The 12545-nt window shown below is 71.8% G+C and carries 9 protein-coding genes; 6 read left to right on the top strand and 3 right to left on the bottom strand.

What is annotated here, in order from left to right; genetic code table 11:
- Nucleotides 1-17: 17 nt before the first annotated feature.
- Both ABZ671_RS04325 and ABZ671_RS04320 read right to left on the bottom strand, forming a co-directional pair.
- Nucleotides 18-515 carry a hemerythrin domain-containing protein gene (locus ABZ671_RS04325; protein ID WP_357851009.1) on the bottom strand — a complete coding sequence of 166 codons (498 nt, stop codon included), beginning with the start codon at nucleotides 513-515 and terminating at the stop codon, nucleotides 18-20.
- 7 nt (nucleotides 516-522) lie between these two features.
- Nucleotides 523-1491, bottom strand: a complete 969-nt coding sequence (locus ABZ671_RS04320; protein ID WP_357851006.1) for an aldo/keto reductase — start codon at nucleotides 1489-1491, stop codon at nucleotides 523-525.
- Nucleotides 1492-1586: 95 nt separating this feature from the next.
- Between ABZ671_RS04320 and mgrA the strand changes: the two genes are divergently transcribed.
- From mgrA to ABZ671_RS04290, 6 genes are all read left to right on the top strand, one after another.
- Nucleotides 1587-2576 carry an L-glyceraldehyde 3-phosphate reductase gene (mgrA, locus tag ABZ671_RS04315; protein ID WP_357851002.1) on the top strand — a complete coding sequence of 330 codons (990 nt, stop codon included), beginning with the start codon at nucleotides 1587-1589 and terminating at the stop codon, nucleotides 2574-2576.
- A 249-nt stretch (nucleotides 2577-2825) separates the two neighbouring features.
- Nucleotides 2826-4943: a DUF4153 domain-containing protein gene (locus ABZ671_RS04310; protein WP_357850999.1), complete on the top strand. Its 2118-nt coding sequence runs from the start codon at nucleotides 2826-2828 to the stop codon at nucleotides 4941-4943.
- 132 nt (nucleotides 4944-5075) lie between these two features.
- Nucleotides 5076-5579, top strand: coding sequence for a hypothetical protein (locus ABZ671_RS04305; protein WP_357850996.1), 504 nt, complete (start codon nucleotides 5076-5078; stop codon nucleotides 5577-5579).
- A 215-nt stretch (nucleotides 5580-5794) separates the two neighbouring features.
- Nucleotides 5795-7369 (top strand): DHA2 family efflux MFS transporter permease subunit, encoded by a 1575-nt coding sequence (locus ABZ671_RS04300; RefSeq protein WP_357850993.1) that lies wholly within the window; start codon nucleotides 5795-5797, stop codon nucleotides 7367-7369.
- Between the two features lie 88 nt (nucleotides 7370-7457).
- Nucleotides 7458-8414 (top strand): ATP-binding cassette domain-containing protein, encoded by a 957-nt coding sequence (locus ABZ671_RS04295; protein WP_357850990.1) that lies wholly within the window; start codon nucleotides 7458-7460, stop codon nucleotides 8412-8414.
- On the top strand, nucleotides 8411-9244 hold the full coding sequence (locus tag ABZ671_RS04290) for an ABC transporter permease (protein ID WP_357850987.1): 834 nt from the start codon (nucleotides 8411-8413) through the stop codon (nucleotides 9242-9244). The genes ABZ671_RS04295 and ABZ671_RS04290 overlap by 4 nt, the downstream gene beginning before the upstream one ends.
- Before the next feature lie 9 nt (nucleotides 9245-9253).
- Here ABZ671_RS04290 and ABZ671_RS04285 read toward each other — a convergent pair whose 3' ends face one another.
- Nucleotides 9254-12406 (bottom strand): BTAD domain-containing putative transcriptional regulator, encoded by a 3153-nt coding sequence (locus ABZ671_RS04285; protein ID WP_357850984.1) that lies wholly within the window; start codon nucleotides 12404-12406, stop codon nucleotides 9254-9256.
- Nucleotides 12407-12545: the final 139 nt, after the last annotated feature.

The following is a 12545-nucleotide window of genomic DNA, read 5'->3' as shown; positions in this document are numbered from 1 at the left end:
CCACGTCGGGGAGATCCTCAGCGGTGTTCCCGCACGTACTTCTCCGGGTCCTTGTCGAGGAAGGGCAGGTTACGGCCGTTCTTGTGCTCGCCGTAGAACCGCAGCCAGCGCGCCCCCAGCTCCGCACGCAGCGCCACGTCGGCGTGCCGGCGGAAGTCGGGCAGCGCCTCGTCCTCCTCCTCGGCCAGGTGCTCGCTGTTCTCCCGGCGGGCCCGCCACACCGCCGCCCACCACGCGTCCGAGCCGACCTCGTGCTGCTTGGACTCGGCGATCGCGTCGCGGATCTTGTTGTGGTCGCCGATGGCGTCCTCGGTCTCCTCCTCGCCGTCGTCGCCGTGCCGCACCAGGTGCGGATAGAGGATCGACTCCTCCGCTTCGGCGTGGATGTCCAGGTGCAGGGCGAGCGCCTCCCAGATGGCCAGCAGCTCGGTCGGGTCGCGGGCGTCGTCGAGCCGGGCGAAACCCCGCCGGAAGGCGGCGTGGTCGTCGAGGATCAGCGCGGTGATGTCGTCCATGACAGGGTCACCTCCGGGTCCGGGCACGGATCAGCTTGGGTACGGCGGCCAACCCGGTGACGGGCCGGAACTGCCGGGCGGCGGTGGCCAGCGCCGCGTACTCGTCGTCGGCCAGGTCGATTTCGGCGGCGGCGGCGTTACGCTCCATCTGCTCCACCCCGGACGCGCCGGGGATGGCCACCACGTTCGGGTGACGCAGCAGGTACGCCAGGGCGATCTGACTGGGGGTGGCACCATGCGCCTCGGCCACCTCACGCAGGGTGGCGATCAGTGCGGCGCCGCGTTCCAGGTTTTCCGGCAGGAAGTACGGGTTGGCCCGGCGAACCGCCCCGCTCGGCGGGTGCCGGGCGTCGTACCGGCCGGAGAGGAAGCCCTGCGCGAGCGGGCTGTACGCGATGACGATCCGGCCGCTCTGCTCCGCGTACGGGATCAGGTCCTGCTCGGGCCCACGGTCGATCATGCTGTAGCGGACCTGGTTGCTCAGCACCCGGCGGCCCAGCGTCGCCTCGGCCACCTGCCAGCGACGCAGGCTGTAGTTGCTGACCCCGACCTCGCCGACCAGCCCGACCTCCTGCAGGGCACGCATGCCCCGCATCGTGGTGGTGTCGGCGACCACCGGGTTGGGCTGGTGCACCTGGTAGAGGTCGATGCAGCCGACGCCGAGCCGGGCGGCGGACGCGACCGCGCGCTGCTGCACCACGGCGGCCACCGGCAGCACCGGGAAGATCTTGCTGGCCACCACGACCTTGGCCCGGTCGTCGCCCAACGCCGCGCCGAGGATACGCTCGCTGCGGCCGAAGCCGTACAGCTCGGCGGTGTCGAAGAGGGTGACGCCGAGGTCGATGGCCCGCCGGACGATGTCCGCCGCCCGGCGTTCGTAGTCGGGGCCGTAGCCCCATTCCTTCGACCCGAACTGCCAGGTGCCGAGGCCGATCTTGGAGATCGGCTTGGGCGTGGCGAGCTGCACGACGCGCATGGCCTGAAGCTACCCGCAGCCACGCGCCGGCATGCCTGTTCCGCCGTCCCGGCACAGTGGCCTACGGCCTTGGTGCCCGGTTAGGGTCTGGGACCGTGACCTACCTCGCCGCTGATCAGCGTTACGACTCGATGACCTACCGGCGCAGCGGGCGGAGCGGCCTGCGCCTGCCCGCCATCTCGCTCGGGCTGTGGCACAACTTCGGGCCGGACCGCCCCCACGAGCGGCAGCGGGACATCGTCCGGCGCGCCTTCGACCTCGGGATCACCCACTTCGACCTGGCCAACAACTACGGCCCGCCGCCCGGCGCGGCGGAGGAGAACTTCGGCCGGCTGCTCGCCACCGACCTGAAGCCGTACCGGGACGAGCTGATCATCTCCAGCAAGGCCGGCTACCTCATGTGGCCCGGCCCGTACGGCGAGTGGGGCTCCCGCAAATATCTGATCTCGTCGCTGGACCAGTCGCTGCGCCGGATGGGGCTCGACTACGTCGACATCTTCTACTCGCACCGCTTCGACCCGGACACCCCGCTGGAGGAGACGATGGGCGCGCTGGATGCCATCGTCCGCTCCGGAAAGGCGCTCTACGTCGGCGTCTCCAACTACGACTCGGAGCAGACCGCCCGGGCCTCGGCGATCCTGCGCGACCTCGGTACGCCCCTGCTGATCAACCAGCCGTCGTACTCGATGTTGAACCGCTGGACCGAGGCCGACGGGCTGCTGGACACGTTGGAGAAGGTCGGTGCGGGCTGCATCGCCTACAGCCCGCTCGCCCAGGGCCTGCTCACCGACCGCTACCTGCACGGGATCCCGGCGGACTCCCGGGTCCGTACCAGCGTCTTCCTCAACGAGAGCGACCTCGACGACGAGCGGATGGCGACCATCCGAGGGCTCGGCACGATCGCCGAGCGGCGCGGCCAGTCGCTGGCCCAGCTCGCGCTGGCCTGGGCGCTGCGTGACCCGCGGATGACCAGCCTGATCATCGGGGCGAGCAGCGTGGCGCAGTTGGAGGGGAACGTGGCCGCGCTGGACAACCTCGACTTCACCGCCGAGGAGCTGGCCGAGATCGACCGCCACCTGGGCTGAACCCGGTCCCCTATCGGGCCGATCCGAGCGTGGCCTTGCGGGAACCGACTCGATCCTGGACGAGGGCGGTGGATGGGCCGCTGTGTCGTCCTGCACGACGCCGAGGGCGACCCCGCCGAGCTGCGCTTCTGGGGCTACTCCGGGGACTGACGGGGCAGCTTCGCTCCGCACGGGCCGCCGGGAAAAGGTGGGGCGGCGGGGATCGGGGATTGGCCCTACAGTGTTGGCACCGAGAATCAAGGAGCTGCCGTGTCCGAGTCGCCAACGGCGCCAGATTCCCCTCCGGCCGAACCGAGCGGCGGTGACAGCCCCGCCGACGTCACGCCGTACCTGCTCGTCATGCCCATGGTGGACGGGGCGCCGCCCGGCATGGTGTGGCCCGGCCAGGAGGGCCAGCCGGCCTGGGCGATCCCGGTGGCCGTGCCGCCAGGCACCCGCGGCTACGCCGTGTTCGTACCCCTGGTGCCGCCCGGTGAGGGCCAGCCGGCGCAGCCGGAGGGCTCGCGGGTCGCGGCGCCCGCGCCGGGCGTTCCCGCCCAGGCGACCCCGCCGGCCGTCGAGAGCACGGGGGGCGTTCCGGCTGCGGCCGATACCGGAACCACACCGACGTCGAACGAGACCACCTCGGCCGAAGCCGTCCCTGCTGCGTCCTCAACCGACTTGGGCACAGCGGAGACCCCGCCTGCGGGCCCAGCCGCCACGACGACCGGCGCAACGGCGGCCGGCACCAGCCCGCCCGCCGCCTCGCAGGCCTCAGCCGCGCCGGCGGTGCCTCCGCCCCCGGGCTATCCGCCGCCGTACGCCGTGACGCGGCCCGTGCTGCACCCCGGGGGCGGCTGGGGCCCCCGCCCGCCGACGCCGCGCACGTCGTTCCTCAGCGCGCGCTGGCCCGGCCCGAAGCAGGCCACCGGCCGGGCCGCGCCGCTCGCGGTGCTGGCCGGCGCACTCGGCACCGCGTTCTTCGTACCGCTGAGCCGGGTCGGCATCGGCTGGTTCCTCGGCTGGCTCACCCTGACCCTCGGCGTGCTGCTGGCGGTGCGGTGGCGTACCGCCGACCTGCCCCGCACCGAGCGCCTGATCCGCGGCGGCTGGGCCGCGGCGGCCCTGGCCCTGCTCGCCGTCCTTGCCTTCCGCAACGCGTGGTGGCTGGTGACGTTCTGCGTTCTCGGCGCACTGGGCTGCGCGACGCTGGCCATCGTCGGCGGCCGGCTGGTCCGCTCGATCCTGTTCGGCCTGGTCGCGACGCCGTTCGCGGCGTTCCGCGGGCTGCCCTGGGTACGCCGGCACATCACCGCCTCCCCCGATGCCGGAATGGTCCGCCGGGTCGCCGGCTCGGTGGCCGCCACCGTGCTGGTGCTGGTGGTCTTCGGCAGCCTGCTCGCCTCGGCCGACGCGAGGTTCTCCGAGCTGATCGGCGCGACGGTCCCCGAGACCGACGGCGGCGCGGTCTTCCGCGGGATCTTCCTGGCGGCCGTCGGCGGGCTGATCGCCGTCGCGGCGGTCTACACCCTGGCCGCCCCGCCCGACCTGTCGACCGTCGACAAGCCGAGCACCCGCCGCCTCGGCCTGCTGGAGTGGGCTCCCGCCATCGGGGCGCTGACGCTGCTCTTCGCCGGCTTCGTCGTGGTGCAGTTCACCGTGCTCTTCGGCGGCGAGCGGCACGTCCAGGTCGCCGGGCTCAAGTATTCCGAATACGCCCGCAGCGGTTTCTGGGAGCTGCTCTTCGTCACCCTGCTCACCCTGGCCGTCCTGGGCGGGGTGAGCCGCTGGGCCAGTCGGGAGAAGCCGGTCGAGCGCCTCGTGCTGCGGGTCCTGCTCGGCCTGCTCAGCGCGCTCAGCGTGGTGATCGTGGTGTCGGCGCTGTCCCGGATGTGGACGTACCAGAAGGTCTACAGCTTCACCGGCGAGCGGATCTTCGTGATGGCGTTCGAGCTGCTGCTCGGGGCGGTCTTCCTGCTGATCCTGGTGGCGGGCATCCGATGGCGGGGCCGGTGGGTTCCCGGCGCCACCGTGGCGCTGGCCGTGGCGATGCTGCTCGGCCTGGCGGTGCTCAATCCGGAGGACTACGCCGCGCGGCGCAACATCCTCCGATACGAGCAGGCCGGCAAGATCGACGCCTGGTACCTGCGGGCTCTCTCGGCCGACGCCACTCCGGCCCTGGCGACGCTGCCCGATCCGGTACGCCGCTGCACCCTGAGCTGGATCGCCGACGACCTCAAGGGATCCGACCCCTGGTACGCCTGGAACCTGGGCCGGTACCGGGCCCGACAGGAACTCCACCGGCTCGGCCCGAGCGCGATCGGCGGGCCGAAGGACTGCCGCAAGGCCGACCAGTTCGACCTGCCCAAGACTCGCCGTACCCGCTGACGTCCGAGAGCTGGGCCACGCCGAGGAGGTATCCAAACAGCCCTATTCAACAAAGTCGATACGTGGTAGAAATTTAACGGGCCGGCCCTCCGTTTCGCAAATTTCTGTCCCTGCTGCGAATCAGGAGATGCCATGTCAACGACCCGTCGTGTAGTGCGCCGCCGCATGCTCACCCTGCTCCTCGCCGGCGTCGCGGCGATCGGCACCGTCTTCGGCTTCAGCACCCCCGCCTTCGCGGTCAGCCACGCCAGCGCCACCTCCCAGCTGAGCGCCGCCGGCATCAGCTGGACCTCCAGTGGCGGCTGCAGCGACCGCAACAGGTCGAACTGCACCTCGTTCGAAGGCATCCGTCAGGCCACGATCGACGGCATCATCACCTTCAAGCGGGCCAGCGGCTGCGCCATCACCATCACCGGCGGCACCGAGACCGGCCACGCCAGCGGCACGTACAGCCACTGGAACGGCTACAAGGTCGACATCTCCAAGACGACCTGCGTCGCCAACTGGATCACCAGCAAGTACACGTACATGGGCTACATCTCCGGCTGGGGCTACCAGTACAAGGCCCCGTCGGGCAACCTCTACACCGACGAGGGCAACCACTGGGACATCCTGTACTACACCTGCGGCTGCTGACGCCTCAACAACCCGTAGGCGCCGAGGAGTTGACGGCGCGGATCGGGCCGGCGAGCAGTACCGGGCAAGCGCCCGGGTGAGGGACTTCGCCCCTCACCCGGGCGTGCTGCATGCGGACTCGCGCCGGCCGGGGGGTTATCTGGATCTACCACCCGAAGAGGTCACTTACTCATCCAAATGCATATAGGAGCACACGTCTCGGTACTCTCCCGGCTATGAGCGAGCCGAGCCGGACCGGCGCCGCGGGCGCAGGGGCGCATGGGTCGCCACATCCGGGAGCCGACCCGAAATGGTGGACTCTCGCGGCGGTCTCGCTGGGCACGTTCATGCTCCTGATCGACCTGACGATCGTGAACGTGGCGCTGCCCGACATCCAGGCGGCGCTGCGGGCGTCCTTCTCCGACGTGCAGTGGGTCGTCGACGCCTACGCGCTGACCCTGGCGGCTCTCCTGCTGACCGCCGGGTCGCTGGCCGACCTGTACGGCCGGCGCCGTCTCTACCTGATCGGCCTGGTCGTCTTCACCGCCGCATCGGCGCTGTGCGGCGTCGCCCAGTCCCCGCTCATGCTCGAACTGTCCCGCGGGCTCCAGGGCATCGGTGGGGCGATCATGTTCTCCGTCTCACTGGCTCTGCTGGCCAACGCGTTCCGCGGCGCGGAACGCGGCTTGGCCTTCGGCGTCTGGGGTGCCCTGGCCGGGCTCGCCGCAGCCGTCGGACCCATCGTCGGCGGCGTCCTGGTCTCGGGCCTGTCCTGGCGGTGGATCTTCTTCGTCAACGTGCCCATCGGAGCCATCGCGCTGGCCCTGACCATGGCGCGGGTCGTCGAGTCGCGCGACGAGCAGGCCACCCGACCGGACTGGCCGGGCTTCGTGTTGTTCTCCGGGGCGCTGGCCTGTTTGATCTACGCGCTCATCGAATCCGGGCGAAGCAGCTTCACGGCCACCCCGGTGATCGCCTGCTTCGCCGCCGCCGCAGTGCTGCTCATCGCCTTCCTGCTGGTCGAGGTCCGAAGTCGGCACCCGATGTTCGACCTACGGCTGTTCCGGGTGCCCACCTTCGTCGGCGGCGACCTCGCCGCGTTCGGCCTTTCCTTCAGCATCTTCGCCATGCTGCTCTACGTGGTCCTCTACCTGCAGAACGTGCTCGAATACAGCGCACTGCAGACCGGCGTCCGGCTGCTCACCCTCTCCGGCGGTGTCCTGGTCGCCAGCGCAGTGGCGGGACGGCTGAGCACGAAGGTGCCGATCCGCGCCCTCATCGGTCCGGGGCTCGTCCTGGTCGGCGTCGGGTTGTGGCTCATGCGCGGCCTGACCGCGGCCTCCTCGTGGACTCACCTGATCCCGGGGCTGATCGTGGCCGGCGTGGGCATCGGGTTCGTCAACCCACCGCTGGCCTCCACCGCGGTCGGGGTCGTGGAGCCACGGCGGTCGGGGATGGCCGCGGGTATCAACCTGACGTTCCGGCAGGTCGGCCTGGCTACCGGTGTCGCACTGTTGGGCACCCTGTTCGCCAACCGGCTGACCTCCGAAGTGCAGTCCCAAACGGCCGGCACCCCGTTCGCCACGCACAGCGCCGAAATCTCGACAGCACTGCGCAGCGGCAACGTGAGCCGGTTGTTCGCGACCACCCCGCCACAGCAGCGCGGCCCGCTCGTCGAGGTCGCGCGCGGCGCTTTCGCCAGCGCCCTGGACGAGATCCTGTTGATCTCGGCGATCGTCACCCTGGCCGCCGGGATCCTGTCCTTCCTCCTGATCCGCTCGAAGGACTTCGTCTCACCCCCGCAGGGGTGATCGTGCCGGATCCACGACCCCGCGGTATGCGTACCGCTGTCAGCGCCGTGTGCGTGCGCTGACAGCGGCCCCGTCCATCATGAGTGCCATGAGCTACGCATTCGAGGCGGAGGGCCTGGTCAAGCGGTTCGGCAGGACGACCGCGCTGGCCGGGATCGACCTCGCCGCCAAACGGGGGACGGTGCTGGGTGTGCTGGGGCCCAACGGCGCCGGCAAGACCACCGCAGTTCGGATCCTCGCCACGCTGCTGCGCGCCGACGAGGGACGCGCCTCGGTCGGGGGGTACGACGTGGTCCGCGACGCCGCACAGGTCCGCCGGCTGATCGGGCTGACCGGGCAGTACGCCTCGGTCGACGAGGACCTGACCGGCACGCAGAACCTGGTGCTGATCGGCCAGCTGCTCGACCTCACCCGGCGGGAGGCCAAGGCGCGCGCGGCCGAGCTGCTCGCCTGGTTCGACCTGACCGAGGCGGCCGGGCGGCCGGCCAAGACGTACTCCGGGGGCATGCGCCGCCGCCTGGACCTGGCGGCGAGCCTGGTCGGCCGGCCAGAGGTGATCTACCTGGACGAGCCGACGACCGGTCTCGACCCGGCCAAGCGCGAGGACATGTGGGGCGTCGTCCGCTCGCTGGTCGACGACGGCGCGACCGTGCTGCTCACCACGCAGTACCTGGAAGAGGCCGACGCGCTGGCCGACGAGATCTCGGTGATCGACCACGGCCGGGTGATCGCGCACGGCACGCCGGCCGAGCTGAAGCGGATCGCCGGCAGCCAGACGATCGTCGTCCGGCCGACCGACCCCGCCCGGGTCGGCGACGCCGCCGACATCCTGCGCACCTCGACCGGAAACGAGCCTGAGCTGCCCCAGCCGGGCCTGCTCACCGTGCCGGTGGAGAGCGACGCGACGTTCACCACGGTGGTCCGCCGGCTCGACGAGGCCGGCATCGGAGTGGTGGAGCTGGCGCTGCGACTGCCCAGCCTCGACGAGGTGTTCTTCACGTTGACCGGCCACGGTGCCGAGAACCGTCAGGAGGTGGCGGCATGACCACGACGACCCGACCGGCCGGGCCGCCGCAGCAGACCCGCACCCCGAGGGCCGGCGCCGGTCAGAAGCGCCCCTTCGGGCTGGTCCGGCACAGCCTCGCGCTGGCCGTCCGCAGCCTGATCAAGACCATCCGGACGCCGGAGCAACTGATCGACGTCACCCTGCAACCGGTCATGTTCGTGGTGATCTTCGTCTATCTGCTCGGCGGCGCGATCTCCGGCTCGCAGCACGCGTACCTGCAGTACCTGCTGCCGGCGATCATGGTGCAGACCCTGATGTTCGCGTCGATCGCGACCGGCGTCAGCCTCAACACCGACGTCGAGAAGGGCGTCTTCGACCGGTTCCGTAGCCTGCCGATCGCCCGATCCGCGCCGCTGGTCGGCTCGGTGGTGGGCGACCTCATCCGGTTCGTGGTCTCGATCGTGGTGCTGTTCGCGTTCGGCTACGCCATCGGCTTCCGGATCGGCACCAACCCGCTGTCGACCATCGCGGCCTGCCTGCTGGCGATCGCGTTCGCATTCGCCATCAGCTGGATCGGCGTGCTGCTGGGCGTACTGATGCGCAGCCCGGGCGCCGTGCAGGGCACGTCGTTCCTGATGTTGTTCCCGCTCACGTTCGGCACCAACATGATGGTCCCGACGGACACGCTGCCCGGCTGGCTGCAGGCGTGGGTCAAGATCAATCCAGTGACCGACGTGATGGAAGCGGCCCGCGGCCTGATCATCGGCGGCCCGGTCGCCAAACCGGTGGCCCACTCGCTGCTCTGGACCGTGGGGATCATCGCGGTGTTCGCGCCGCTCGCGGTGCGGGCGTACCGCCGCCGCGCCTGAGCCACCCGCTCAACGAACCGGGTCGGTGCCCACGAAGGCGAGGGCATCGGCCCGGCTCAGGCCGTGCCCCCGGGCGTACGCGGCGGCGTACGCCTCGTCGCCCAGCTCCGCGCGCAGCTGCTCGGCGAGCCGCTGCGCGTCGAGGTTGGACCGGTCGGGTCGGCCGCGCAGCGAGTCGGACGTGCCGAGCAGCTCCGCGGCCAGCTCGTACCGGCTCTCGGCGGCGGCGATGGCGACCCACCCGACCGTGACGATCGCGACGACCGGCATGTCGTGGGCGGCCTTGCCGCAGTCAACCGCCTCGGCCACCCACCGGCGCGCGGTCGCCGCGTCGCCGTCGGCGAGCGCGAGGTGCCCCATCGCCGTCAGCAGAGTCGCGCGGAACTGCGGTGCACCCATCGGCACGGCCTCCACGCGTCGCATCGCCTCGGCGAAGCACTCCCGCGCTTCATCGAGCGAGCCCTCGGTCCGGGCTATGTCGCCGAGCATCGTCAGCCCGAACGCGACGTCGTGGCCGGCCCGGTCGGTCGCCCGGTCGGCGACGAACCGGCGCAGGCTCTCCTTGGCCCCCGCCACATCACCGGACCGGGCACGCATCGCCGCCAGCCAGATCACCTGGTTCCCCGGCTCGTCTGCGGGGTTGAGCTCGCGCGAGAGTCGCACCGATTCCTCGAGCGCGGCCGTCGCCGCCGCGAAGTCGCCGCGCTTGGTGAGCGCGTCGGCGTAACTCGTCAGGGCTCCCGACAGGCTCCACCGCTCACCGACCGCGCGCAGCTCCTTCGTGGCCTGGGTCAGGTCGCGCAACATGCCCTCGGCGTCGCCGTCGTTCTCCTTGATCTGGCCGCGCAACGCGAGCAGCGTGCCGTCGACCCACGGGTCGGCGTGGCCCCGCGCCCGGTCGACCGCGGCGATGCCGGCGCTCGTGTCGTCGGTGAAGATCGCCAGGGCCGGTTCGAGGAGTGCCACGTACGGGTTGGTCGACCCGTGCGCCGCGCGGATGGCCGCGGTCAGCTCCGCGACCTCCGGCTCCTCCGGCATGCGGCTGCCGCTGAACATCTCCGTGATCATGCGGATGACGACCACGATGGCGCGCTCGGCCACCAGGGCGGGCCCGGGCAACGTGAGCGCGCGGGCGAGCACGTCGCCGCCGATGCCGCCGTCGCCCCAGATCGCCAACGGCAGCGCGAGCGCCGCGCCTATGCGCAGCGCGGTGTCGGCGTCACCGGCGTCACAGGCGAAGTGCAGCGCCCCCACGATGTTGTCCCGCTCCGCCTCCAGCAGCCGCAGCCAGGGCAACTGGCCGGCGGTGCGCAGGTGCGGGTCGGCGGTCTGCACCAGGTGCAGGAAGTACGCGGTGTGCGCGGCGCGGGCAGCGGCGACGCCGCCCACCTCGGCGAGTCGTTCCAGACCGTACTCGCGGATGGTCTCCAGCATCCGGAACCGGCCGTCGCCGACGATCTGCAGCAGCGACTTGTCGACCAGCGCGTCCAGCAACGACGCGGCATCACCGCCGGCGACGCCGGCCGCCGAGTCGGCGGTGATCGATGAGGGAAACACCGCGAGCCGCTCGATGAGCCGGCGCTCGTCGTCGGTGAGCAGCCCCCAGCTCCAGTCGACGACCGCGCGCAGCGTCCGGTGACACGGCAGTGCCGTCCGGCTGCCCCCGGTCAGCAGCCGGAACCGGTCGTCGAGGCCGGCGGCGACCTGCCGGGGCGAGAGCGTCCGGAGCCGGGCCGCGGCCAGCTCGATGGCGAGCGGCAGGCCGTCGAGGCGACGGCAGATCTCCACGACGTCCCCGACGTTGCCGTCGATCACCGCGAAGCCGGGGCGCACGGCCACGGCCCGGTCGCGCAGCAGTTGGACGGACGGATAGGCCAGCGCCTCGACCGGTGTCACGTCGGCCGGCGGAAGCCGCAGCGGCGGCACCGGGTCGAGCGCCTCGCCGAGGATGCCGAGCGGCTCGCGGGAGGTGGCCAGGATGCGCAGCCCCGGGCAACGGCCGAGCAGCTCGTCGGTGAGCTGGGCGGCGGCGTCGATGACGTGCTCGCAGTTGTCGAGCACGATCAGGGTGTCGTTGGCGAGCAGCGCGTCGACCAGGCGGCCCATGGTGTCGCGCGGGGCGGGGCGGGCGGTTTCGAGCGCCCGGTCGCGGCGGCCGAGCGCGTCGAGGACGGCGCGCGGCACGTCCGCCGGGTCGGTGATCGACGCCAGCTCGACGAGCCAGGCGCCACCGGCGATGCCGTCGGACAGCATGCCGGCGGCGGCGCCCGCCAACCGGGTCTTGCCGGCGCCGCCCGGCCCGACGAGCGTGACGAGCCGGTGCTCGGCGAGCTGCTTGGTGAGCTGACGCAGATCCTCGTCCCGGCCGACGAAGGTGGTGAGCGCGGCGCGCAGGTTGCCGCGTGGCGCGGCAACCTTGGCCGGCGGCGGCGCGGCCTCGCCACGGAGCAGGGCGAGGTGGGCGGCGCGCAGCTCGGGCGAGGGATCGACCCCCAGCGCGTCGGCGAGCCGCTGGCGGATCCGCTCGTACGCCGTGAGCGCCTCGGCGGGCCGGCCGGCGGCGGCCAGCGCGCGCATGTGCAGCACGGCGAGCGGTTCCCGCAGCGGGTGGGCGGCGGTCAGCTCGTCGAGCTCGGCGACGAGCAGCGCGGGGTGGCCGATCCGCAGCTCCGCCTCGATGCGGTCCTCCTGCGCGGTGAGGCGCAGCTCCTCCAGCCGGCCTGCGGCGGCGATCGCGTACGCGGCGTCGGCGACGTCGACCAGCGCCGGGCCGCGCCAGAGCGCCAACGCGTCGCGCAGGGCAGCGAGGGCCTGGCCGGCGTCTTCCGCGCGCAACGCCTCCCGACCCACGCGGGTGAGCCGCTCGAACCTTTTGGCGTCGACGTCGTCGGGGCCGAGGTCGAGCCGATAGCCGGTCGGGCCGGACAGCACACCGAGCCCGGGTACGGCCCGGCGCAGCCGGGACACGAGCGACTGCACGGCGTTCGCCGTGTCTGCCGGCGGCGTGTCGCCCCAGAGCGCCTCGGCCAGGGTGCTCACGCCCACCGGGCGGCCCGGGTCGAGCGCGAGCCGGATCAGCAACGCGCGCAGGCGCGCACCGGTCACCTCGACAATCTGGTCGCCGTCGCGGACCTCCAACGGCCCCAGGATGCCCACCCGCACGATCCAACTCTCTCATCCGTAACCCATGACAGGGCGCGCCGACCGTCACCACCTGTTCCGCTTCGGAGCAGACACCGGGTCCGGGTGCCTTGGGAAGCATTGCCAATTGCGTGGAATCCCGTCATTTAGGCCTCCTGGA

This window comes from Micromonospora sp. NPDC006766, assembly GCF_040636055.1.
In the GTDB taxonomy this organism is placed as follows: Bacteria; Actinomycetota; Actinomycetes; order Mycobacteriales; family Micromonosporaceae; genus Micromonospora.
Note: the sequence above shows the minus strand (reverse complement) of the source record. Positions and strands in the feature narration are given on the sequence as shown.